General features: G+C 58.5%; 18 protein-coding genes and 1 tRNA gene. 15 read left to right on the forward strand and 4 right to left on the reverse strand.

What is annotated here, in order from left to right; all coding sequences use genetic code 11:
• The first annotated feature begins 26 nt into the window (after positions 1-26).
• From rbfA to ACZ0A4_RS28260, 6 genes are all read left to right on the forward strand, one after another.
• Positions 27-428, forward strand: coding sequence for a 30S ribosome-binding factor RbfA (gene rbfA, locus ACZ0A4_RS28235; protein ID WP_007915259.1), 402 nt, complete (start codon positions 27-29; stop codon positions 426-428).
• 4 nt (positions 429-432) lie between these two features.
• Positions 433-1,350, forward strand: a complete 918-nt coding sequence (gene truB, locus ACZ0A4_RS28240; RefSeq protein ID WP_034154423.1) for a tRNA pseudouridine(55) synthase TruB — start codon at positions 433-435, stop codon at positions 1,348-1,350.
• 142 nt (positions 1,351-1,492) lie between these two features.
• Complete coding sequence (gene rpsO / locus ACZ0A4_RS28245; protein ID WP_003197723.1) at positions 1,493-1,762, forward strand: 30S ribosomal protein S15; 270 nt, start codon at positions 1,493-1,495, stop codon at positions 1,760-1,762.
• Positions 1,763-1,955: 193 nt separating this feature from the next.
• A complete protein-coding gene (gene pnp / locus ACZ0A4_RS28250; protein WP_463577246.1) occupies positions 1,956-4,061 on the forward strand; it encodes a polyribonucleotide nucleotidyltransferase in 2,106 nt (701 codons plus the stop codon).
• A gap of 129 nt (positions 4,062-4,190) precedes the next feature.
• Positions 4,191-4,266 (forward strand) — tRNA-Thr (locus ACZ0A4_RS28255).
• 292 nt (positions 4,267-4,558) lie between these two features.
• The gene (locus ACZ0A4_RS28260) at positions 4,559-5,719 is read left to right on the forward strand and encodes an acyltransferase family protein (RefSeq protein WP_463577248.1); all 1,161 of its coding nucleotides are present in this window, start codon (positions 4,559-4,561) and stop codon (positions 5,717-5,719) included.
• Between the two features lie 171 nt (positions 5,720-5,890).
• Here the strand turns inward: ACZ0A4_RS28260 and ACZ0A4_RS28265 are convergent, their stop codons facing one another.
• A complete protein-coding gene (locus ACZ0A4_RS28265; RefSeq protein WP_463577250.1) occupies positions 5,891-6,385 on the reverse strand; it encodes a hypothetical protein in 495 nt (164 codons plus the stop codon).
• A gap of 277 nt (positions 6,386-6,662) precedes the next feature.
• Here ACZ0A4_RS28265 and ACZ0A4_RS28270 point away from each other — a divergent pair, with 277 nt between their 5' ends.
• Positions 6,663-6,962, forward strand: a complete 300-nt coding sequence (locus ACZ0A4_RS28270; RefSeq protein WP_463577647.1) for a DUF6388 family protein — start codon at positions 6,663-6,665, stop codon at positions 6,960-6,962.
• 88 nt (positions 6,963-7,050) lie between these two features.
• On the opposite strand, the gene nadC is transcribed toward ACZ0A4_RS28270, so the two are convergent.
• Positions 7,051-7,899, reverse strand: a complete 849-nt coding sequence (gene nadC / locus ACZ0A4_RS28275; RefSeq protein ID WP_463577251.1) for a carboxylating nicotinate-nucleotide diphosphorylase — start codon at positions 7,897-7,899, stop codon at positions 7,051-7,053.
• A 390-nt stretch (positions 7,900-8,289) separates the two neighbouring features.
• Here nadC and ACZ0A4_RS28280 point away from each other — a divergent pair, with 390 nt between their 5' ends.
• From ACZ0A4_RS28280 to ACZ0A4_RS28305, 6 genes are all read left to right on the forward strand, one after another.
• Positions 8,290-10,470, forward strand: a complete 2,181-nt coding sequence (locus ACZ0A4_RS28280) for a DUF1631 domain-containing protein (protein WP_463577252.1) — start codon at positions 8,290-8,292, stop codon at positions 10,468-10,470.
• Between the two features lie 64 nt (positions 10,471-10,534).
• The gene (gene ampD / locus ACZ0A4_RS28285; RefSeq protein WP_141127791.1) at positions 10,535-11,095 is read left to right on the forward strand and encodes a 1,6-anhydro-N-acetylmuramyl-L-alanine amidase AmpD; all 561 of its coding nucleotides are present in this window, start codon (positions 10,535-10,537) and stop codon (positions 11,093-11,095) included.
• Positions 11,092-11,931, forward strand: coding sequence for a regulatory signaling modulator protein AmpE (ampE, locus tag ACZ0A4_RS28290; RefSeq protein WP_463577254.1), 840 nt, complete (start codon positions 11,092-11,094; stop codon positions 11,929-11,931). The genes ampD and ampE overlap by 4 nt, the downstream gene beginning before the upstream one ends.
• 310 nt (positions 11,932-12,241) lie before the next feature.
• Positions 12,242-13,237, forward strand: coding sequence for an IS110 family RNA-guided transposase (locus tag ACZ0A4_RS28295; protein WP_463575969.1), 996 nt, complete (start codon positions 12,242-12,244; stop codon positions 13,235-13,237).
• Between the two features lie 1,500 nt (positions 13,238-14,737).
• Positions 14,738-15,442 carry a methyl-accepting chemotaxis protein gene (locus ACZ0A4_RS28300; protein ID WP_463577649.1) on the forward strand — a complete coding sequence of 235 codons (705 nt, stop codon included), beginning with the start codon at positions 14,738-14,740 and terminating at the stop codon, positions 15,440-15,442.
• Between the two features lie 244 nt (positions 15,443-15,686).
• Positions 15,687-16,076, forward strand: a complete 390-nt coding sequence (locus ACZ0A4_RS28305; RefSeq protein WP_463577256.1) for a hypothetical protein — start codon at positions 15,687-15,689, stop codon at positions 16,074-16,076.
• Here ACZ0A4_RS28305 and ACZ0A4_RS28310 read toward each other — a convergent pair whose 3' ends face one another.
• Positions 16,077-16,853, reverse strand: a complete 777-nt coding sequence (locus ACZ0A4_RS28310; protein WP_463577258.1) for a TatD family hydrolase — start codon at positions 16,851-16,853, stop codon at positions 16,077-16,079.
• 3 nt (positions 16,854-16,856) lie between these two features.
• On the reverse strand, positions 16,857-17,852 hold the full coding sequence (gene cra / locus ACZ0A4_RS28315) for a catabolite repressor/activator (RefSeq protein WP_463577260.1): 996 nt from the start codon (positions 17,850-17,852) through the stop codon (positions 16,857-16,859).
• Between the two features lie 307 nt (positions 17,853-18,159).
• Here cra and ptsP point away from each other — a divergent pair, with 307 nt between their 5' ends.
• Positions 18,160-21,021: a phosphoenolpyruvate--protein phosphotransferase gene (gene ptsP / locus ACZ0A4_RS28320; RefSeq protein WP_463577261.1), complete on the forward strand. Its 2,862-nt coding sequence runs from the start codon at positions 18,160-18,162 to the stop codon at positions 21,019-21,021.
• Entirely contained in the window at positions 21,021-21,962 is a 942-nt protein-coding gene (gene pfkB, locus ACZ0A4_RS28325; protein WP_463577262.1) for a 1-phosphofructokinase, read from the forward strand. Before ptsP ends, pfkB begins: the two co-directional genes overlap by 1 nt.
• Positions 21,963-21,964: the final 2 nt, after the last annotated feature.

Below are 21,964 nucleotides of genomic sequence, written 5' to 3' on the forward strand. Positions count from 1 at the left end.
GCTGGGCAGTAACAGGTAACAAAATCATGGCAAAAGAATACAGCCGTACCCAACGTATCGGCGATCAGATGCAGCGTGAGCTGGCTCAACTGATCCGTCGCGAAGTCAAAGACCCGCGCGTCGGCCTGGTCACCATTACCGCAGTAGAAGTCAGCCGTGACGTCGGTCACGCGAAGATCTTCATCACCGTGATGGGCCAGGACAACGCCGAAGATATCGCGCAAAGCATCAAGGTGCTGAATGCCGCCGCAGGTTTCCTGCGTATGCAACTGGCCCGTGAAATGAAACTGCGCAGCGTGCCGCAATTGCACTTCCACTACGACGAATCCGTTGTCCGTGGTGCGCACCTGTCGGCCCTGATCGAGCGTGCCGTGGCTGAAGACAATCAGCATCCGGTCGCTGCTGAACCTGAAGACACCAAGGAGTAATTCGGTGGCTCAGGTCAAACGTATCCGTCGTAACGTCAGCGGTATCATCCTGCTCGACAAACCGTTGGGGTTCACCTCCAACGCCGCGTTGCAGAAGGTTCGCTGGCTGCTGAATGCCGAGAAAGCCGGTCACACCGGTAGCCTCGATCCATTGGCCACCGGTGTCTTGCCGTTGTGCTTTGGTGAGGCAACCAAGTTTTCGCAATACCTGCTCGATTCCGACAAGGGTTATGAAACCCTGGCGCAGCTGGGCAAGACCACCACCACGGCAGACGCCGAAGGTGAGGTTTTGCAGGAACGCCCGGTGACCGTTGGTCGCGCCGATGTCGAAGCGGCATTGCCGAAATTTCGCGGGCAAATCAGTCAGATACCGCCGATGTACTCGGCGCTCAAGCGTGATGGCCAGCCGCTGTACAAGCTGGCCCGTGCAGGCGAAGTAGTGGAGCGCGAACCGCGTTCTGTTACTATTGCGCGCTTGGAATTACTGGCCTTCGAAGGCGATACTGCGCGTCTTGCGGTGGATTGCAGCAAGGGCACCTATATTCGCACCCTGGTGGAGGATATCGGTGAGCAACTCGGTTGTGGTGCGTACGTCGCAGAATTGCGCCGTACCCAGGCCGGGCCTTTCACCCTGGCGCAGACGGTTACCCTCGAAGAGCTTGAAGCGGTACATGCCGAAGGCGGCAATGAAGCGGTCGACCGCTTCCTGATGCCATCGGACAGCGGCCTGCTGGATTGGCCGTTGCTGCACTTCTCGGAAGCGAGCGCGTTCTACTGGCTCAATGGCCAGCCAGTACGTGCCCCGGATGCTCCGAAGTTCGGCATGGTGCGGGTACAGGATCACAATGGTCGCTTCATCGGTATCGGTGAAGTGAGCGAAGACGGGCGCATCGCGCCACGTCGTTTGATTCGGTCAGAATGACCGGAACCGGCCTGTGTCACAGCAGGTCGGCGAGTGTGGCTGTTAACAGGCACGGTCACGACTCATTTATAGATACAGGGATTTGTCCCTGGCCTGTTGAAGCTGTTTCCCTGAAACAGTTTCCTGATAAAAGGATTGCCTCATGGCTCTCGACGTTCAAGAAAAAGCTCAAATCGTTGCTGACTACCAGCAAGCTGTTGGTGACACTGGTTCGCCAGAAGTGCAAGTTGCACTGCTGACCCACAACATCAACAAACTGCAAGGTCACTTCAAGGCCAACGGTAAAGATCACCACTCCCGTCGTGGTCTGATCCGCATGGTAAACCAGCGTCGCAAGCTGCTGGACTACCTGAAAGGCAAGGACGTGAGCCGTTACAGCGCTCTGATCGCTCGCCTGGGTCTGCGTCGCTAATCAGCGATTGCGCTATGAGGTTGGTTGTCTGCCAGACGTCTGCGGTTTACCGCTGGCGCCTTGCAGGCTCCCAGCCTCAAGTTTTATCTGGATACACGTTTTACCCTGGACAGGCGTTGGGCCGATTCCCGACATTGCCCAAGAATTCGCAAGAAACCGATTCCCCCAAGAGCCACAAAGAAGGTAGGACACCGTGAACCCGGTAATCAAAAAATTCCAGTTCGGTCAATCGACCGTTACCCTCGAGACTGGCCGTATCGCCCGTCAGGCCTCCGGCGCAGTATTGGTCACCGTTGACGAAGACGTCAGCGTATTGGTGACTGTAGTCGGTGCAAAACAAGCCGATCCAGGCAAGGGCTTCTTCCCTCTGTCGGTTCACTACCAGGAAAAGACTTACGCTGCCGGTAAGATCCCTGGCGGTTTCTTCAAGCGTGAAGGCCGTCCTTCCGAGAAAGAAACCCTGACTTCCCGACTGATCGACCGTCCGATCCGTCCGCTGTTCCCAGAAGGCTTCATGAACGAAGTGCAGGTAGTCTGCACCGTCGTTTCCACCAGCAAAAAGACCGATCCGGACATCGCTGCGATGATCGGTACCTCGGCTGCCCTGGCTATCTCGGGCATCCCGTTCGACGGCCCGATCGGCGCCGCTCGCGTTGCCTTCCACGAAAGCACCGGCTACCTGCTTAACCCGACTTACGAGCAGCAAGCTGCTTCGAGCCTGGACATGGTCGTTGCCGGTACTTCCGACGCCGTACTGATGGTTGAATCGGAAGCCAAAGAGCTGACCGAAGACCAGATGCTGGGCGCCGTACTGTTTGCTCACGACGAGTTCCAGGTGGTGATCAACGCTGTTAAAGAACTGGCCGCTGAAGCTGCCAAGCCAACCTGGACCTGGGCTCCGGCTCCAGAAGCCACCGAACTGCTGGGCGCTATTCGTGCCGAGTTCGGCGAAGCGATCTCCCAGGCTTACACCATTACCGTCAAGGCTGACCGTTACGCTCGCCTGGGTGAGCTGAAGGATCAAGTCGTTGCCAAACTGTCCGGTGAAGAAGGCCAGCCTTCGTCCAGCGAAGTCAAAGCCGCTTTCGGCGAAATCGAATACCGCACCGTTCGCGAAAACATCGTAAACGGCAAGCCACGTATCGACGGCCGCGACACCAAGACCGTACGTCCGCTGAACATCGAAGTCGGTGTTCTGCCGAAGACTCACGGTTCGGCGCTGTTCACCCGTGGTGAAACCCAGGCTCTGGTCGTTGCAACTCTGGGCACCGCCCGTGATGCACAGCTGCTGGACACCCTGGAAGGCGAGAAAAAAGACCCGTTCATGCTGCACTACAACTTCCCTCCGTTCTCGGTAGGTGAGTGTGGTCGCATGGGTGGTGCTGGTCGTCGTGAAATCGGTCACGGCCGTCTGGCCCGTCGTTCGGTTTCGGCCATGCTGCCAGCCGCTGACGTGTTCCCGTACACCATCCGTGTGGTGTCGGAAATCACCGAATCCAACGGTTCGAGCTCGATGGCTTCCGTTTGCGGTGCTTCCCTGGCCCTGATGGACGCTGGTGTACCGATGAAAGCACCGGTTGCCGGTATCGCCATGGGTCTGGTTAAAGAAGGCGAGAAGTTCGCCGTTCTGACCGACATCCTTGGTGACGAAGACCACCTGGGCGACATGGACTTCAAAGTAGCCGGTACCGCCAAAGGCGTTACTGCGCTGCAGATGGACATCAAGATCAAAGGCATCACCGAAGAAATCATGGAAATCGCTCTGGGCCAAGCCCTGGAAGCGCGCCTGAACATCCTCGGTCAGATGAACCAGATCATCGGCCAGTCGCGTACCGAACTGTCGGCCAACGCTCCGACCATGATCGCGATGAAAATCGACACCGACAAGATCCGTGACGTTATCGGTAAAGGTGGCGCGACCATCCGTGCGATCTGCGAAGAAACCAAGGCTTCGATCGACATCGAAGACGACGGTTCGATCAAGATCTTCGGCGAAACCAAGGAAGCTGCTGAAGCTGCACGTCAGCGCGTTCTGGGCATCACCGCTGAAGCCGAGATCGGCAAGATCTACGTCGGCAAGGTTGAGCGCATCGTCGACTTCGGCGCATTCGTCAACATCCTGCCGGGCAAGGATGGTCTGGTACACATCTCGATGCTGAGCGACGCTCGCGTAGAGAAAGTGACCGACATCCTGAAAGAAGGCCAGGAAGTGGAAGTGCTGGTACTGGACGTGGACAACCGCGGCCGTATCAAGCTATCCATCAAAGACGTGGCAGCGGCCAAGGCTTCGGGCGTTTAATCACCCCCAGGCTTTAGCGCAATGAGAATGCCCCGCCGTGAAAACGGCGGGGCATTTTTTTGTCCTGGAAATATCGAGACATTCTGGGAATTTGCCGGACTTCAAGAGCGGTGCTAGTTTTAGCCCACCGCCCGTGTAGCTCAGCCGGTAGAGCAGCGCACTCGTAACGCGAAGGTCGCAGGTTCGATTCCTGTCTCGGGCACCACATGCACTTTCGCCATCATTAGGCGAGTTCAGTACCCTCCCGGATCAAACCGTATATCCGGGCAGTTTTCTTTCGCTCCCTCGATCACAGCGTTGGGAGGAAAAGCGCACTGCGGTGGAAACGTTATCAAGCAGTTCGAGACCGAAGAAGGACGCTGCTTATGTTTCCGATCGGCGTCGGAGTCGAGGCTATCTGTAGATCAACCGGCGGGCGATAGTTTTCATCGCCTGCTGCCCATCGCAAATGTACACTTTCTGAAATAATCAAGATTGTTTCAGGGGAAAGGCAAGTGATGGGGTATGTCAAGGAGCACTGGAAATATTTGACCGGTGCAGGTGGGTATCCGGGAATCGATTTTCTGAGGGCTCTGGCGGTTTTGCTGGTAGCCTTCTACCACTTCCAGATGCTGCCTATGGGGTGGGTCGGGGTGGACATTTTTTTCGTGATCAGTGGTTTTCTGATCGGGGGTATTATTCTCGACAAGGTCAAGTCAGGGAGTTTTGACTTCGTCGACTTCTATAAAAAACGCGCTCTGCGCATTCTGCCAATCTATTATTTCATCATGCTGCTGTGCTTTATATTCAAGGCCGGCGGTGTCTTTGATTTTGCGGGGATTAAAAGCATTCTCTCCGGGATGTTGTTTCTGCAAACGACGGGCCCTTATTTCTTTCCAGGTTTCTTTACGGTCAATGACGCTTATATTCCTGCCGGTTCATGGAGTTTGGTCATTGAGGAAATGTTTTATCTCGTAGCGCCGCTGGCAATTGTCCTCGTCTCTTATCTTGCCGGTAAAAGACTTTGGTTCATCATTACCGTACTGGTGGTTGCGTTTGTATCTGGTATCGCTACCAGAATCGCGATGACCTCCGCATTCATGCCGGATGATTCAAGCTGGCACTTTGCGAGTTTTATTCAGTTTCACTCCCGTTACGACGAACTGGCCATTGGCGTCCTGGCTGCGGCCTACCTTCGCTTCGCCCGTGACGTAAAGGCCCAGTCTGCCTGGTGGATTGCTGCGGCGCTGACCCTGATCTTCCTGTTCCTGATGTACATTTTTGGAAAACCCGAGTTCTTGGCGAAGCCTTTCCTGATGACGCGTGACACCATCTGGTTGCCGACTTTGCTTGGCGCAATTGGGGCTTGCCTGGTGCTGGGCATTTACTGGATGCCGCTACAGGCGAAACCGATCGTTTTGCTTGCTCGACTTTCCTACCCGCTGTATCTGGTTCACATCTTTTTTCTGGAGATGACGAACCGTTACAGCCACGTGGGCATTTTGAAATGGATGTTTGAGGCCTTCACGGATCACGGTCGATCGGTGGTGCTGATCGCGGTCTGTGTGTTCCTGTCTTATCTGGCGTCACTGCTGGTGGAATACCCTTTCATTCGGATCTACAAGACGAAGAAAGCGCCGGCCACCATCGACTCGAAGCCCGAGGCTGTTGCTGCCTGACATCAATGGCCGTAAAAAAAAGCCCGCGTTAGCGGGCTTCTTTTTTACTTCAGCAAATGCCCCAGAATCCCCGAAAAGTACATTGTTCAGTACGCTGCTGCTCAAGGTTCCGAGTTATCCCCGGACAGGCTGGACGAATGTACTGGTTCCTCGTTCGGGCCCCCCGTTCCCTTATTTCACCTTGCGGCTCAATTCCTCTACGGTACGTTTGAGCTGATCCGTGGCGCGATCCTGATCGTTGATTTTTTGTTTCAGGCTGGGAATTTCGCTGCTGGCGGAATTCGAACTCGAGCCGCTGTTGCGCTTGAGATCTTCCACCTGACGTCCGAGGGTATCCAACTGACGGTCCTGTTCCCTGACCGTGTTCTTAAGATCGTCGATTTCTTTGCCGCTGGAGCTTGAACTGGAACCGCTGCTGCGTTTGAGTTCTTCGATCTGGCGTGATTGGTCGCGGACGGTATCGCGCATCTTTTGCAGTTCATCGATACTGATATCGCTCTTGATTACGACCTCTTTGCCGTAATCGTTGTGAATCAGTGAAACCTTGTCGCCATAGGATGAGCTACTGTTGCTCAGGTCGATAGCCATGGCGCTTGCCGGCAACATCAGGGTGGTAAGCAAGGCACTGGCAGACACAACGGAGCAGATCTTCGAAAAGCTGCGCATCACTGGTTTTCCTTGTGAACAGCGTGGGTGAGTGCCCAAGTGGCACAACGCTATGACTTGAAATCCGGATTTATGTTCCGCAGGTCAGCTTTTTGTGGGAGAGATGTAAAGAGCCGTGTAATTCGTCATGCAAACGTCCTATATTCGGAGCCTGCATGAGCATCGCCCAGCAGTTTTCAGATGATCCCGAATGGTTCCGAAGGCCGGAAAAATCCGCGTCAGAGAGATCCTTGATGATCCAGATCCATCCCCCATTCTTACGATCAGCGAGAACGCCATGACCGAATTAACTCAAGAGCAACGTCACGAACAAGCGCTGGAAAAGTACAGGCTTGATGCGCCGCAGCTGCTGGAAGAGATCAAGGACCTCAGTCCCGATGATCAGAAAGATCAGATTCAGTGGGCCTTCGAAGACGAGGCTGAAGCCCAGGGCCTGCAGCCGTGGGAGCTGACACTCAAGTACACGAGCACGCCGGAGGAGTTCGAGGCGCAGCGCCTCGTGCTGCACAAAGAGGCGGCCGAAGTGCTGGGTGTCGAGTGGGACGAGTACTGCGAGATGAATAATCTCGTCGTATAACAGCAGCTACAAGCTTTAAGCGGCAAGCTGCAAGTCAACGCAAAAGCGCTCTGGCTTGCAGCTTGTAACTCGCATCGTGCCGCTGCCTTTAGAGGCTGAGGCGCATCGACAGATCCACCGCTTTGACATCCTTGGTCATTGCGCCAATCGAAATGTAATCCACCCCGGTCTCGGCGATCGGCAGCAGCGTGCTTTCGTTGATGCCGCCGCTGGCTTCCAGCTTCGCCTTGCCGCCGTTCAGGCGCACGGCTTCGCGCATGTCGTCCAGGCTCAGTTCGTCGAGCATGATGATGTCGGCGCCGGCAGCCAGTGCTTCTTTCAGTTCATCCAGACTTTCCACTTCGATTTCCACCGGTTTGCCCGGCGCAATCTTGTGCGCGGCGGCAATGGCTTGTGGAATCCCACCGCTGGCAGCGATGTGGTTTTCCTTGATCAGGAACGCGTCGTACAGGCCGATGCGATGATTGTGGCAGCCACCGCAGGTCACCGCGTATTTTTGCGCCAGACGCAGACCCGGCAGGGTTTTGCGGGTGTCGAGCAGTTTGACCTGAGTGGTGCCGACGAAATCGGCAAGGTACTGCGCGCGCGTGGCTACGCCGGACAGTAGTTGCAGGAAATTCAGCGCACTGCGCTCACCGGTCAGCAGCGAGCGGGCCGGGCCTTCCAGATGAAACAGCGGCTGATTGGGTTTTACCCGCTCGCTATCGACCACTTGCCAATGCACCGCGACCCGCGGATCGAGCTGACGAAACACGGCATCAACCCACGCCGTACCGCAGATGACGGCGGCGTCGCGCGTAATGATGGTGGCTTTGGCCAGGCGTTCGGCCGGGATCAGTTGCGCGGTGATGTCGCCGCTGCCGATGTCTTCGAGCAACGCACGGCGCACGTTGGCTTCGATTTCGGCGGTCAAATCGGCGAGACGTAGATTCGGCATAACGGGCTCCACAAACAAAGTGGTTCGATTATAGGGGCATGACATGAGCCAACCCAAGGCGAGAACACGCGTGCTTGCCTGCATCCGGTCGATTTTCTTTGAGCAAACCTCGCCCGGACATGGTCAGTGAGGGGGCATAGGGGAAACCCTGACGGCTATGGCGTCGGGTACAAGTTATGAAAGATAATCCGCCTTGCATTTGACGTCATAGCTTTGACGTGCAATGCGGCCATACATAGTTGTTGAGACCTGTGGGAGCGAGCTTGCTGGCGAAAGCGCAGTGTCAGCCACCAACAATGTCACTGACCGATCGCCTTCGCGAGCAAGCTCGCTCCCACAGGAGGCTTATGTTGAAAGTGACCGAACGAATCACCGTTTCAGGAGGCTTGGATGCACAACGACGGGAAAGTGGTGCCTTTGCACAAAGGCACTGCCGATCAGGCGAATCACTCGCCGCTCGCCCGCCTGCCTGTGATTCTGCTTCAGGTTCGCGACAAGGCTGCCCAGCAACTGCGCCACGGTTTGCAGGAGCTGTTCGATAACGCCGACGACACGCTGTTCGAAATGGCCGACCGGGCGCGCAACGACGTCGAACAGAATATTTTTTTCGAAGCCATGCGCGACCTGCGCCTCAAGCGCAAAAACATCGAGCGCGGTTTCCTTGAGCAATTCTTTGAAGCTTTCGTTGGCCTGACACAATACGAACCCACGCAAAACACGCTGCCCCATGCCCTGATATATGACGAGTTGGCGCCACGCAGCGACGACATGGAGCGCAGCGTGGCGGTCGAGACCATGGTCGGTCGCGTACTCAAGCGTGACGGCTTCGCCCTCGGTCAACTGACCGCGCGGCTTAACGCGCTACTCGGCAATACCCTCGACGATCAACACAACCCGCTCGGCCCGGCGATGCTCTGCGAGTTTTTCCTCCAGGCCGGGCGCAACCTGGGCGTGGAAATCAAGGTCAAGCTGATCCTGCTCAAACTGTTCGAACGTTATGTCTTGGCCGATACCGAACAGCTTTACGCCGAAGCCAATCAATTGTTGCTCGCCACCGGTGTGTTGCCCGAGTTGAAAGCCGCCCCGGCGCGGCGCGCCATTGATCGTGCGATCGCCAGTGTGAACAACGATGAAAGCGACGACACCCCGCCCGTCGATGAAGGCGTGCAGGAGGTCTTCGCCGCGCTGCAGCAATTGCTCGCGCAGGTGCGTGGCAGTGTCGCGCCGACGCTGGAACCCAGCCTTGCCGCGCAACCGATTTCCACCCGCGACCTGCTCCGTCTGCTCTCGCATTTGCAACAATACGTACCGGCGCTGGCGGCTCAGGATGACTTCGATCTGCGCAATCAGCTCGAACAACTGCTGACCCGGGTCAGCGTCAGAAGTGGTAAATCGCGGATCGTCGGCGATGCGGATGAAGACGTGATCAACCTGATCGCGATGGTCTTCGACTGCATTCTTGAAGACCGCAATGTGCCGGATTCGCTCAAGGCTCTGATCGCGCGGTTGCAGATCCCGATGCTAAAGGTCGCAGTGCTCGACAAGAGTTTCTTCAGTCGCACCACCCATCCGGCGCGGCGCCTGCTCAACGAAATCGCCGAGGCGGCGATGGGCTGGGGCGACTGCGACGGTGAAGCACGCGACAGCTTGTACCTGCGTATCGAGCAAGTGGTGCAGCGCCTGCTGACTGACTTTGTTGATGACCCGGCGATTTTCTCTGAGTTGCTCGCCGATTTCCTCGCGTTCACCAGCGACGAACGCCGCCGCAGCGAGCTACTTGAACAGCGTCTGCGTGACGCCGAAGAAGGGCGGGCAAAAACCGAGTTGGCCCGGTGCCGGGTCGAGCGGGCGTTGAATCATGCATTGCTGGGTAAAACGCTGCCGCCCTCGGTGATCACCTTCGTCCAGGACGCCTGGAGCAAAGTACTCCTGCTGACCTGCCTCAAGCATGGCGATCAGTCAGCCGAATGGCAGGCCGACGTGCTAACCATGGAGCAACTGATCTGGAGTGTGCAGCGTCATGAAGACACTGAATCCAGTCTGCGTTTGCTGGCAATGGTGCCGGGGTTGCTCAAATCGCTGCGTGATGGCCTGAGCAGTTCGGCGTTCGATCCGTTCGCCACCAGCGAGTTTTTCAGTGAGCTGGAAGCATTGCATGTGCAGGTGCTTGAGCGTTCCGTCGAGGTGGATCAAGCAACGCCAATGGTCGAGGTGTCACAGCAGATTGTGCTGCAAACCGCTGACGAGGGCAGCGCGGTGTCGACGTCGGTTCGTTTGCCTCACGACGCCGCCGGATTGCGTCAGGTCGAACAACTGCGTATGGGCAGTTGGGTAGCTTTTCGAGAGGATGATGAAAACAGCCTGCGATGCAAGCTCGCGGCTATCATCGAAGCCACTGGCAAGTACGTGTTCGTCGATCGCACCGGGATGAAGGTGCTGGAACGCAGCCGCATTGCGCTGGCCGTGGAATTCCAGCGTGGCACGGCGCGTGCACTGGACGATACCTTGCTGTTCGACCGCGCACTCGAATCGGTGCTGGGCAATCTGCGGCGACTCAATCGCGGCAAGTGATCGCGCGCCGGGGGCCGATCACGGCATACTGGGCGCCAACACAGTCGGCGTTGAAGGAATCGGTATGCAGTTGGATCCCGCTAGCGGGTGGTGTCACGGGGTGCAGGTCTGCCCATCGCCCAACTTCAATGAACGCCCTGCGGGCGAAATTTCCCTGTTGGTGATCCACAACATCAGTTTGCCGCCGGCGCAGTTCGCCACGGGCAAGGTGCAGGAATTTTTCCAGAATCGTCTGGATGTCACTGAACATCCCTACTTTGCAGGGATCGCTGACCTACGCGTCTCGGCGCATTTTCTGATCGAACGTGACGGCAAGATCACCCAGTTTGTCTCCTGTCTTGAGCGGGCGTGGCATGCGGGTGTTTCGATTTTCGAAGGGCGCGAAACCTGTAACGATTTTTCCGTGGGCATCGAGCTCGAAGGCACCGATGATCTACCGTTCACCGACGCGCAGTATCAGGCGTTGACGGCGTTGACCCGCCAGTTGCAGACAGCATTTCCGGCCATCACCGGCGCCCGCATTTGTGGGCATAGCGACATAGCTCCCGGGCGTAAGACCGATCCTGGCCCGGCATTCGACTGGGCACGTTACCGCGCAGCCCTGGCACAAGAGGAAGGACAATGAGTTTTCTGGTGTTACTGCTGGCGCTGTGGATCGAGAAGTTTTCGGCCCTGCGTCATCGGGTTCAACGCGATGGCGGATGGATCCGCGAACTGAACAAACTCGAAAACAGCGAGCGGCTGGCGAAACAGCCATGGCTGGTGCTGAGCATTCTGGTGCTGTTTCCAGTGGCGTTGCTGGCGCTGTTGTTGGTGGTGCTGGAGCCGGTGGCCTACGGTCTGCTGGCGTTGCCGGTGCATTTGCTGGTGGTGATTTACAGCCTGGGGCGCGGCGACTTGCTTGGCGGTCTCGGGCCGTTTCGCGATGCCTGGCGCCGTGAGGATCTGCAAGCGGCGGCCCATGTCGCCAAGCGCGATTTGAACATTTGCGCCGACAGCGGCGAGCAGTTGCTTGAAAGCGTGCAGGGGCATCTGCTGTGGCAGGCCTACCAGAGTTTTTTTGCGGTGATCTTCTGGTATTTCGTGCTCGGCCCCGTGGCAGCGCTGGCGTATCGCTTGCTGGCACTGGCGCAGGAACACGGCCAGAACCCGGCGCTGGTCGAGCGCGCCGCGCAAATGCGGCATGCCTTTGACTGGCTGCCGGTACGCTTGCTGGCCGCGAGTCTGGCGCTGGTCGGCAACTTTGTCGCGGTCAGCCGGGTGATGCTGCATGAATTGCTCAACTGGAACATCAGCGCTGCGCAACTGATTAATCGGGTCGGTTTGGCGGCGGGCGAGATTCCACCTCCTGTGGTCGGGCCGGACGGCATCAACACCCTCGATTGCCTGTGGGAACTGCTGCTGCGTGCGGCGGTGCTGTGGTATGCCGGGTTTGCCTTGTGGACGGTTCTGATTCACTGATTCAAAGAAAGATCAAAAGATCGCAGCCTGCGGCAGCTCCTTGTATGTTGCCCTTACACCAGTCGATTGAGATCTAAGCTCGTTGGTGCGGACATACGAAGATGTGTTTCTGGGGGAGACCGATCGCTCCTAAAGGCAGGACTTGCTCCTGACCTTGTCTGTAGAGAGGTCCCCCCGCCTCATTGCCCACCACGAAGAGTATCGAGAAGCCGACAAGTCGGACTTCGCATTACAAGGTTGCAGTGGCATGAAGTTCGAGGTCAGGGGAACCAGGATGCATTTCTAACCCAGTTCACTCGGAGTTGAAAGCATGAGCATGCATGTCGGTTTGGATGTGGGGTCTCGCACGACCGCCATGGGCTGGCGCAACGACGGCCGTTTTGCAGGGGCCTGCAACATCGACCAAACGCCCGCCGGGCGCAAAGCAGCGGTCAACAGATTGCTCGAGCTCAAGCCTTTATCCGTAGTGATGGAGGCCACCGGCATCTATTACCTGGATTTGGCCATGGAGCTCACTGCAGCGGGTTTGCCCGTTTCGGTTATCAACCCGAAGAGCTTTCATAACTTCGCCAAGCTGATGCTGAAGAACAGCAAAACCGATGCGATCGATGCCCAGTTGCTAGCTGAATACGGCGAGCGCATGAGCCCCAGATTGTGGACGCCGCCCACGACCATACAGTTGGAACTGCGGGCTATCGGAAGGCATATCAATCGTCTGACGTGTCATCGCACCCGAGCCAAGAACGAGCTGCATGCGCTGAAAGCTACTCAAACAACCATGAAAATGCTGATTGAAGACGAAGAAGAAGCCATTGAGGCATTTGACAAGCGAATCGAGCGTTTCAGGCTCGCAGGTCGGGCGCTGATCGACAATTGCCCAACCCTAAGCGCCCAGTTCGGGCACATGATCGCAGCGCCGGGCATGGGCGAAATTTCAGTATTTGCGGCATTGGCTGAATTGACGACCTTGCCAGTGACGCTTAAGTCCGCGCAGGTCAGCCGACATGCAGGTCTCGATGTACGGCTTACGCAATCAGGTACCAGCATCGATAAACCTGGACGGATAAGTAAGGGCGGAAACGCCTACCTACGCTCAGCGATGTATATGCCAGCGCTGACTGCCATACGTTGCGACAGCAACGTGAAAGCCTTTTACGAAGCGCTGATCGGGCGAGGAAAGAGAAAAATGCAGGCCATCGTCGCCGTCATGCGCAAATACCTGACTGGGCTGTGGGCCTGCATGCGAGCCGGCGAAGATTTCAATACGGCCAAGCTTTTTAGCGAGAAACACCTCGCAAAAGCTTGACCGTGAACAGAGTATCTACAGGGAGATGTGTGTTTCGCGGGCTGCGATGTCGTTAACCTTAAGTTACAAAACCTCCCTTCGATTTGAGCTATACAGAGATGGCGCTCGATAGTGGCTATCTGCTGTCGCCCCGCGCCAGCCAATAAAAACAAGAAAAACCAAGGGAGACTTCCAGTGAAGAGCTTGCTCTATCCCGCTGTCTCGCTGATGAACCGTCTGAGCTTCGGCATGAAGTTCAGCCTGATCAGCGTGCTGTTCCTGGTGCCGATGCTGGTGACCAATTTCTATCTGGTGCGCGATTCCTATCGCGAATTCCAGGGAACCCGCGTCGAGCTGCAAAGCCTTGATCTGCTGGGCAGCAGCCTGGCCTTGCGCCGGGATCTGGAAACCCTCAACAACCTGGTGCAGATCAACGTCACCCTCGGCCAGTCCGGCAAGGCCGGGAATGTCGAGGCGCAGATCACCACGCTCGAACAAGCGGTACTCGACCGCCTGCAAGGGCTGACGCCAATGACCGACGATCCTGAGCAGATTCAAGTATTTGAAGGCAAGCGAGACGAAATGATCGCCGCGTTCAAGGCACAGCAAGTGGAGAACTCGCTACAGAGCAAAAGCGCGTTGATCGGCAAACTACTGGCCAGTGCGCAGATTTTCAGCCAGATCATCACCAGCCAGGCCGGGCTGAGCCGCGACAATCAGAGCGACATCCGTCAGCTCAGCGAACTGATCACCCTGATCACGCCGAGCGTCACGCAAACCCTCGGCGAAGGCCGGGCCATGGGCTCGTATTCATTGGGCCAGGGGTTTCTCAACAGCTCTTCAAGCACCCGTTTCGATGAGCTGTTGGTGCAGATCGAAAAACTCCAGGCCGAGTACGGTCTGAAACTGCAGGACGCCCTCGGCTCCAGCAAGGCCGCGCGGGACAACCTCAGCACGGCGGCCGACAGCAGCAAGGCCTCGCTGAAACAGGCCAGCGAACTGTTCGAAGAACAGGTGGTGATGGCTGACACCCTCGATGCGCCGTGGCAGGCGTTTTACGATCAAGTCACCGGGCTGATCGACAGGACTTACCAGCTCAACGACGCCACGCTGAAATTCCTCGACACTCAATTACAGCAACGCCTGGCGCAGAACCGCACGCACATGGTCTTGCAGGCAGTGGCGTTGACGGTGGTGTTCGTGCTGATTTTCTATCTCTACGGTGGTTTCTACGCCTCGACCCGCACCACACTTAAACGCTTGGGCGCGATGATGGACAGGGTCGCGGCCGGTGACATGACGGTCAACTTCAAAGCTAACAGCCAGGATGAACTCGGCGAGTTGGGCGAAGTGTTCAACGGTACGGTGAAGAAGATTCACGACTTGATCGAGCGGGTGGGGCAGACCGTCGGCGAGGTCGAGCGCCAGGCCGGGCAAGTTGAAAATGTCTCTGCGCAAAGCAATCAGGCAGTGGCGGGCCAACGGACGCAGATCGAGCAAGTGGCGACGGCAATGAACCAGATGTCGGCGACCTCACTGGAGGTGGCGCGCAGTGCCGCCGCGGCGGTGAGCAGTGCCCACAGCGTCAATGACGAGACCATCAGTGGTCGTGGCCTGGTCGAGTCGCAACAGGGCAGCATTGCCGCGCTGGCCAGCGAGATCGACCAATCGGTACGGGTGATCAACCAGTTGGCCAGCGACAGTCAGTCGATCAGCCGTGTACTGGAAGTGATCAAGAGCATCGCCGAACAAACCAACTTGTTGGCGCTTAATGCCGCGATCGAAGCGGCTCGCGCAGGCGAGCAGGGACGTGGTTTTGCTGTGGTCGCAGACGAAGTGCGCACCCTGGCCAAACGTACCCAGCAATCGACCGAAGAAATCGAACAGATGATCGCCAAGCTGCATGGCGGCGTCGGGGCGGCGGTAAAAGCCATGAGCGTCAGCCATCAGATGGCCAGTGGCACGGTGGGGCAGTCAGAGAAGGTCCAACAGGCGCTGGAAAATATCCTTGGTGCGGTCGGCATGATCGTCGATCAGAACCAGCAGATCGCTGCTGCGGTTGAACAGCAAACGGCGGTGGCCCATGACATCGACCAGAACATTGTCGAAATCAACCGCGCCGGCGAGCGCACGGCGCACGGTGCGCACCAGACCGAAGATGCCAGCCGGGCGTTGTCTGCCCAAGTTGTTCAGCTTAAACAACTGATCAGCGCCTTCCGCGTCTGAGTCGTACATACCACCTGTGTGCGAGCCTGCCCGCGAATGCAATCTGTCAGTGACATCTCTGTCACCTGACACACCGCCTTCGCGAGCAGGCTCGCTCCCACAGGGTCTCGCGTTTTATCAGAACTCTTTGTAGTACTTTTTCAGTTCCGGCCGTAAGCCCAATCCTGTTTCTCTGCAGACTCTGGCATTTCCCCAGCAATGAGCCAGTATCCCTACCCAATCGTTCGTGTAGAGGAGGCCGCTCATGTCTGTCGCAACCTTGGGAGTCCAGGGCCATTGTGCTCATTGTCAGACCACGCTGGTGCTCAGGCCCTGGCAGCTAAATGCCATCTCGATCAATGAACCGTTCACGTGCGAGCATTGCCAGCAAACGCTGGAATTGCGTTGCCCGCAACAGATCAAACGCTTCAAGTCCCTCGATTCACTGGCGCTGCTGCGTTTCAGCGCTTCGGTGACGGTGTGCACCGCGCTGATGGTGGCGTTGGTGATGGAGTGGGTGGGGCTTCTGAGCGTCACCGAACAACTGAACGCGTCACTGATCACGATCTTCGTGTACTTCGTGGTCGTCCGTTACGCGCGTCAGCGTCAGCATCTGACGCTGATTCTGGAGGCCGCCAAGGCGCACGCCGACTGATTACCAGCCGAATATCTCGCAGCTATTGGCGGTACTGGCCGTGGCCAGTTGTTGCGGGCTGATATTCAACAGTCCGGCCAGCGCCTCGCAGATCGCCGGCAAATGCGCCGGGCTGTTGCGCTGACCGGGAAACATCGCAGGCGCCATGTCCGGTGAATCTGTTTCCAGCACAATCGATTCCAGCGGCAGTTCCGCCAGCACCCGATGCATGCGCAACGCTTGCGGCCAGGTCGGTGCGCCACCGAGGCCCAGTTTGAAACCGAGTTTGATGTATTCCCGCGCTTCTTCACGGCTACCGGCAAAGGCGTGGATGATCCCTGCGCGTTGGAGCTTGAAGCGCTTGAGCGTCGCGATCACCGCCGCGTGGCTGCGCCGCACATGGATCAGCGCCGGCAGCTGAAAGTCAGCGGCCAATTGCAGTTGTGCCTCGAACAGCGCCTGTTGCCGCTCGCGGTCGAGGGTTTCGATGAAGTAATCCAGACCGATTTCGCCCACCGCACACAATTGCCGATGACCGCGCAAACGAGTCAGCCAATCACCGAGTGCCCGTAAATGCTCAGGACAATGCTGATCGAGATACACCGGGTGCAGACCGAATGCCGCATACAAATCCGCATCGCTCTGCACCAGATCCCACACCCGTTGCCAATTACCCTCATGCACACCCAATACCACCATCCGCCGCACCCCCAGGGCGCGGCTCTCGGCAAGCAACGCCGGGCGATCGGCATCGAAGTCGGGGAAGTCGAGGTGGGTGTGGCTGTCGATCAGCTCCACGGCTCAGTCCTGGTGGATACGCTGCTTGAAGGTCCGCGCAATGGCCTGCACACCGGGCTTGTACTCCGACTGTTCGACAGCGGCCAGCGCCAGTTCCAGCGCCTTGTCGGCAATCAACTGGTGCTGCTGGGCCATGGCGTTGACCGGCAGCGGCAGGAAATCCAGCAACTGCGTATCGCCGAAGGTGCCGAGGCGCAGCGGCCGCGATTTCAGCGGGAAGTCATGCAGTGCATCGAATACACCCTGCAGCAGCACGTAGGAAGTCGTCACCAGCGCATCGGGCAAATGCCCCAGACGTTGCAGGAGTTCTTCCATCAATTGCTTGCCGCATTCGCGGCTGAAGGACTCGGCGTGTTCGACCAGCACTTCGCCTTTGAAGTCGACCAGCGCCTCTTTGAAACCAGCGGCACGTTCCTGGCTGATACTCAGTTCCGAGCGCGCGCCGAGCAGCACGATTTGCTTCGGTTGCGGATCGAGCAGGCTCTGGGTCAGGTGCAGGCTGGCTTCGCGGTCGTCACTGATCACCGAGCAGAAATGCTCTGGCTCCATGACCCGGTCGATGGCGATGATCGGCGTGCCCTTGGCCTGCAACTGGCGATAGCTGTCATCGCCGGCCGGCAGGCAACTGGCAACGATCAGCGCATCGCAACGGCGCGCACGGAACAGTTGCAGCAATTGCCGTTCACTTTCAGGTGCATCATCGGAACTGGCGATCAGCAATTGATAGCCGCGCGCCCGCGCACCTTGCTCAAGCAGTTTGGCGATCCGCGCGTAACTGGGGTTTTCCAGATCCGGCAGAATAAAGCCCAGCGTGCGCGTGTGCCGACTGCGCAGCCCGGCCGCTTGAGGGTTTGGCGTGAAGCCGTGCAGATCGACCACGGCCCGCACCCGCTCGACGGTGGCGTTGCTGATGCGTTGCTGTTCGGCCTTGCCGTTGATGACGTAGCTGGCGGTGGTCACGGACACTCCGGCCAACCGCGCGATATCACTGAGTTTCAACCCGGTATTTCCTTGTTTTTTCGAGCTTGCCGCCACATTTTCGCCAATCCTACCCGATTAGGGCAGGCGACTATTGTCGCAGCGCATCCGACAAGTTGGACTTCAAGGATGGGACATTATCGAGTAACGTGCCGATCAATCTAGATTAAACGTTTCAGCAAGCGTATTTTCTACGTTTTAGACGTCTTTGGCCGGTTCTGCCGTGAAACCGCCAAAACTGCCGCTGAAAAGCAAAGCGGTAAAGCGCCTAAGCTGCAAACCATTCAAAACAATACCTGGCACCTTCATGTGCCAAAAAGGAGATCGCATGCTCGAGCTCACTATAGAGCAGATATCCATGGGCCAATCGGCTGTGGATAAACCCGCTGCCTTGCAACTGCTCGCCAATCACTTGGTGGCCGATGGTCTGGTTGCCGATGGTTACCTCGCTGGATTGCAGGCACGGGAAGCCCAGGGCTCGACCTTTCTCGGTCAAGGTATTGCCATTCCCCATGGCACCCCGGAAACCCGCGATCAGGTATTCGCCACCGGCGTGCGTCTGATGCAGTTCCCGGAAGGCGTGGATTGGGGCGATGGCCAGATCGTTTATCTGGCGATTGGCATCGCCGCCAAATCCGACGAACACCTGCGCCTGTTGCAACTGCTGACCCGTGCCCTCGGCGAGACCGATCTGGGTCAGGCTTTGCGTCGTGCGAGTTCGCCTGAAGCGCTGCTGAAACTGCTGCAAGGCGCGCCGCAGGAGCTGGCGCTGGATGCACAGATGATTGGCCTCGGCGTCTCCGCCGATGATTTCGAAGAGCTGGTCTGGCGTGGCGCGCGTCTGTTGCGTCAGGCCGATTGTGTGAGTAACGGTTTTGCCGGTGTGTTGCAGCAGGTCGAAGCGCTGCCGCTGGGTGATGGTTTGTGGTGGTTGCACAGCGAGCAAACCGTAAAGCGTCCAGGCCTGGCGTTCGTCACACCGGACAAACCGATGCGCTACCTCGGCCAGCCGCTCAGCGGTCTGTTCTGCTTGGCCAGTCTTGGCGAAGCGCATCAAGCGTTGCTTGAACGCCTGTGTGCGTTGCTGATCGAAGGTCGTGGCCATGAACTGGGCCGCGCTACCAGCAGTCGCAAAGTTCTCGAAGTGCTCGGCGGTGAATTGCCCGCCGATTGGCCGAGCGCTCGCATTGTGCTGGCCAACGCCCACGGCTTGCACGCGCGTCCGGCGAAGATTCTCGCGCAACTGGCAAAGAGTTTTGATGGTGAGATTCGTGTGCGCATCGTTGACGGTCAGGACAGCGCCGTGTCGGCGAAGAGCTTGAGCAAACTGCTCAGCCTTGGCGCCCGTCGCGGTCAGGTGCTGGAGCTGATTGCCGAGCCGAGCATCGCTGCCGACGCCTTGCCCGCGTTGCTTGCCGCGATCGAAGAAGGCCTTGGTGAAGAAGTCGAACCGCTGCCAGCAGTGAGTCAGCAGCGCGAAGTCATCGCCGACATCGCCGAAGTGGTCGTCGCCCCGGCTTCCGGCAGCCAGTTGCAAGCAATCCCCGCTGCCCCCGGCATCGCCATCGGCCCGGCACACATCCAAGTGCAGCAAACCATCGATTATCCGCTGCGGGGCGAGTCCGCCGCCGTTGAACGCGAACGTCTCAAGAAAGCGCTCAGTGACGTGCGCAGCGACATTCAAGGCCTGATCGAACGCAGCAAAGCCAAAGCCATCCGCGAAATCTTCATCACCCATCAGGAGATGCTCGACGACCCGGAACTCACCGACGAAGTCGACACCCGCCTCAAGCAGGGCGAAAGCGCCGAAGCGGCGTGGATGGCGGTGATCGAAGCGGCGGCCAAACAACAGGAGTCGCTGCAGGACGCGTTGCTCGCAGAGCGCGCTGCGGATCTGCGCGATATCGGTCGCCGCGTACTGGCGCAACTCTGTGGCGTGCAAACTGCGAGCGAGCCTGAGCAACCTTACATTCTGGTGATGGACGAGGTCGGCCCGTCCGACGTCGCGCGGCTGGATCCGGCACGCGTAGCGGGGATTCTCACCGCACGCGGCGGCGCCACGGCGCACAGTGCAATCGTTGCGCGAGCCCTCGGCATTCCGGCGCTGGTCGGCGCTGGCGCAGCGGTGTTGTTGCTGGCGCCGGGCACGCCGTTGCTGCTCGACGGTCAACGTGGTCGTCTTCACGTCGACGCCGATGCCGCGACCCTGCAACGCGCCACCGAAGAACGCGACACCCGCGAGCAACGCCTGAAGATTGCCGCCGAACAACGCCACCAACCGGCGCACACCACTGACGGTCATGCGGTCGAAGTGTTCGCCAACATCGGCGAAAGCGCGGGCGTGATCAGCGCGGTGGAGCAGGGCGCCGAAGGCATTGGTCTGCTGCGCACCGAACTGATTTTCATGGCCCATCCGCAAGCGCCGGACGAGGCCACGCAAGAAGCCGAATACCGCCGCGTTCTCGACGGTCTCGCCGGGCGTCCGCTGGTGGTGCGCACGCTGGATGTCGGCGGCGACAAACCGCTGCCGTATTGGCCGATCGCCAAGGAAGAAAACCCGTTCCTCGGCGTGCGCGGCATTCGCCTGACGTTGCAGCGTCCGCAGATTATGGAAGCGCAGTTGCGCGCATTGCTGCGCTCGGCGGACAACCGTCCGCTGCGGATCATGTTCCCAATGGTCGGCAGCGTCGAAGAGTGGCGTCAGGCCCGCGACATGACTGAGCGTCTGCGTCTGGAAATCCCGGTCGCCGATCTGCAGTTGGGGATCATGATCGAAGTACCGTCCGCCGCATTACTTGCCCCAGTATTGGCCAAGGAAGTCGACTTCTTCAGCGTCGGCACCAACGACCTGACCCAGTACACATTGGCCATCGATCGTGGTCACCCGACCCTGTCGGCGCAGGCGGACGGCTTGCACCCGGCGGTGCTGCAACTGATCGACATCACCGTGCGCGCGGCCCATGCCCACGGCAAATGGGTCGGCGTCTGTGGCGAACTGGCCGCGGACCCGCTGGCGGTGCCGGTGCTGGTCGGCCTCGGTGTCGATGAACTCAGTGTGTCCGGTCGCAGCATTGCCGAAGTCAAGGCACGCATCCGCGAACTCAGCCTGACGCAGGCGCAAACCCTTGCTCAACAGGCCCTGGCCGTGGGCAGCGCGAATGAAGTGCGCGCATTAGTGGAGGCCCTGTAATGGCCAAGATTCTTACCCTGACCCTCAACCCGGCGCTCGACCTCACCGTTGAGTTGCCACGGCTGGAGGCCGGTCAGGTCAATCGCAGCGACGAGATGCACACCCACGCCGCCGGCAAAGGTGTGAACGTTGCGCAGGTGCTCGCCGACCTCGGTCATCAACTGACGGTCAGTGGGTTTCTCGGCGAAGACAATCTGCAAGCGTTCGAAACGTTGTTCGCCAAGCGCGGTTTTGTCGACGCATTTATTCGCGTACCGGGCGAGACGCGCAGCAACATCAAGGTCGCCGAACAGGATGGCCGCATCACCGACATCAACGGCCCGGGGCCGGTGGTCGATGCCGCCGCGCAGCAGGCGTTGCTGGATCGCCTGGTGCAGATTGCACCGGGTCACGATGCGGTGGTGGTTGCCGGCAGTTTGCCGCGTGGCGTGACCGCGCAGTGGTTGCGTGAACTGATCGAACGGCTCAACCAGCTCGGTTTGAAAGTCGCCCTCGACTCCAGCGGCGAAGCGTTGCGCGAAGCATTGAAAGCCAGTCCATGGCTGATCAAACCGAACACTGAAGAGCTCGCTGACGCGCTTGGTTGCGAGGTGGTTTCCCACGCGGCGGAAGCGCAAGCAGCGGCGCGCTTGCATGCGCAAGGCATCGAACACGTGGTGATCTCCCACGGTGCTGACGGTGTGAATTGGTTCAGCGTCGGTTCGGCACTTCACGCCACGCCGCCGAAGGTCAGCGTCGCCAGCACGGTCGGTGCCGGTGATTCATTGCTGGCCGGCATGCTTCACGGTTTGCTCAGCGCTGATACCCCGGAGCAAACCCTGCGCACGGCCACGGCGATTGCCGCACTGGCCGTCACGCAGATCGGTTTCGGCATTAACGATGCTGCGCAATTGGCGCAGCTCGAACAGGGCGTGCGCGTGCGTCCCCTGACAGAACAATAAGA

The sequence above is a fragment of the Pseudomonas sp. AC172 genome (assembly GCF_979258595.1).

Bases quoted from the DNA above. Each gene is read 5' to 3' on its own strand.
- rbfA (WP_007915259.1), top strand. From the start codon at position 27: ATGGCAAAAGAATACAGCCGTACCCAACGTATCGGCGATCAGATGCAG.
- rpsO (WP_003197723.1), top strand. From the start codon at position 1,493: ATGGCTCTCGACGTTCAAGAAAAAGCTCAAATCGTTGCTGACTACCAG.
- ACZ0A4_RS28260 (WP_463577248.1), top strand. From the start codon at position 4,559: ATGGGGTATGTCAAGGAGCACTGGAAATATTTGACCGGTGCAGGTGGG.
- ACZ0A4_RS28265 (WP_463577250.1), bottom strand. From the start codon at position 6,385: ATGCGCAGCTTTTCGAAGATCTGCTCCGTTGTGTCTGCCAGTGCCTTG.
- ACZ0A4_RS28270 (WP_463577647.1), top strand. From the start codon at position 6,663: ATGACCGAATTAACTCAAGAGCAACGTCACGAACAAGCGCTGGAAAAG.
- nadC (WP_463577251.1), bottom strand. From the start codon at position 7,899: ATGCCGAATCTACGTCTCGCCGATTTGACCGCCGAAATCGAAGCCAAC.
- ACZ0A4_RS28280 (WP_463577252.1), top strand. From the start codon at position 8,290: ATGCACAACGACGGGAAAGTGGTGCCTTTGCACAAAGGCACTGCCGAT.
- ampD (WP_141127791.1), top strand. From the start codon at position 10,535: ATGCAGTTGGATCCCGCTAGCGGGTGGTGTCACGGGGTGCAGGTCTGC.
- ampE (WP_463577254.1), top strand. From the start codon at position 11,092: ATGAGTTTTCTGGTGTTACTGCTGGCGCTGTGGATCGAGAAGTTTTCG.
- ACZ0A4_RS28295 (WP_463575969.1), top strand. From the start codon at position 12,242: ATGAGCATGCATGTCGGTTTGGATGTGGGGTCTCGCACGACCGCCATG.
- ACZ0A4_RS28300 (WP_463577649.1), top strand. From the start codon at position 14,738: ATGTCGGCGACCTCACTGGAGGTGGCGCGCAGTGCCGCCGCGGCGGTG.
- ACZ0A4_RS28305 (WP_463577256.1), top strand. From the start codon at position 15,687: ATGTCTGTCGCAACCTTGGGAGTCCAGGGCCATTGTGCTCATTGTCAG.
- ptsP (WP_463577261.1), top strand. From the start codon at position 18,160: ATGCTCGAGCTCACTATAGAGCAGATATCCATGGGCCAATCGGCTGTG.
- pfkB (WP_463577262.1), top strand. From the start codon at position 21,021: ATGGCCAAGATTCTTACCCTGACCCTCAACCCGGCGCTCGACCTCACC.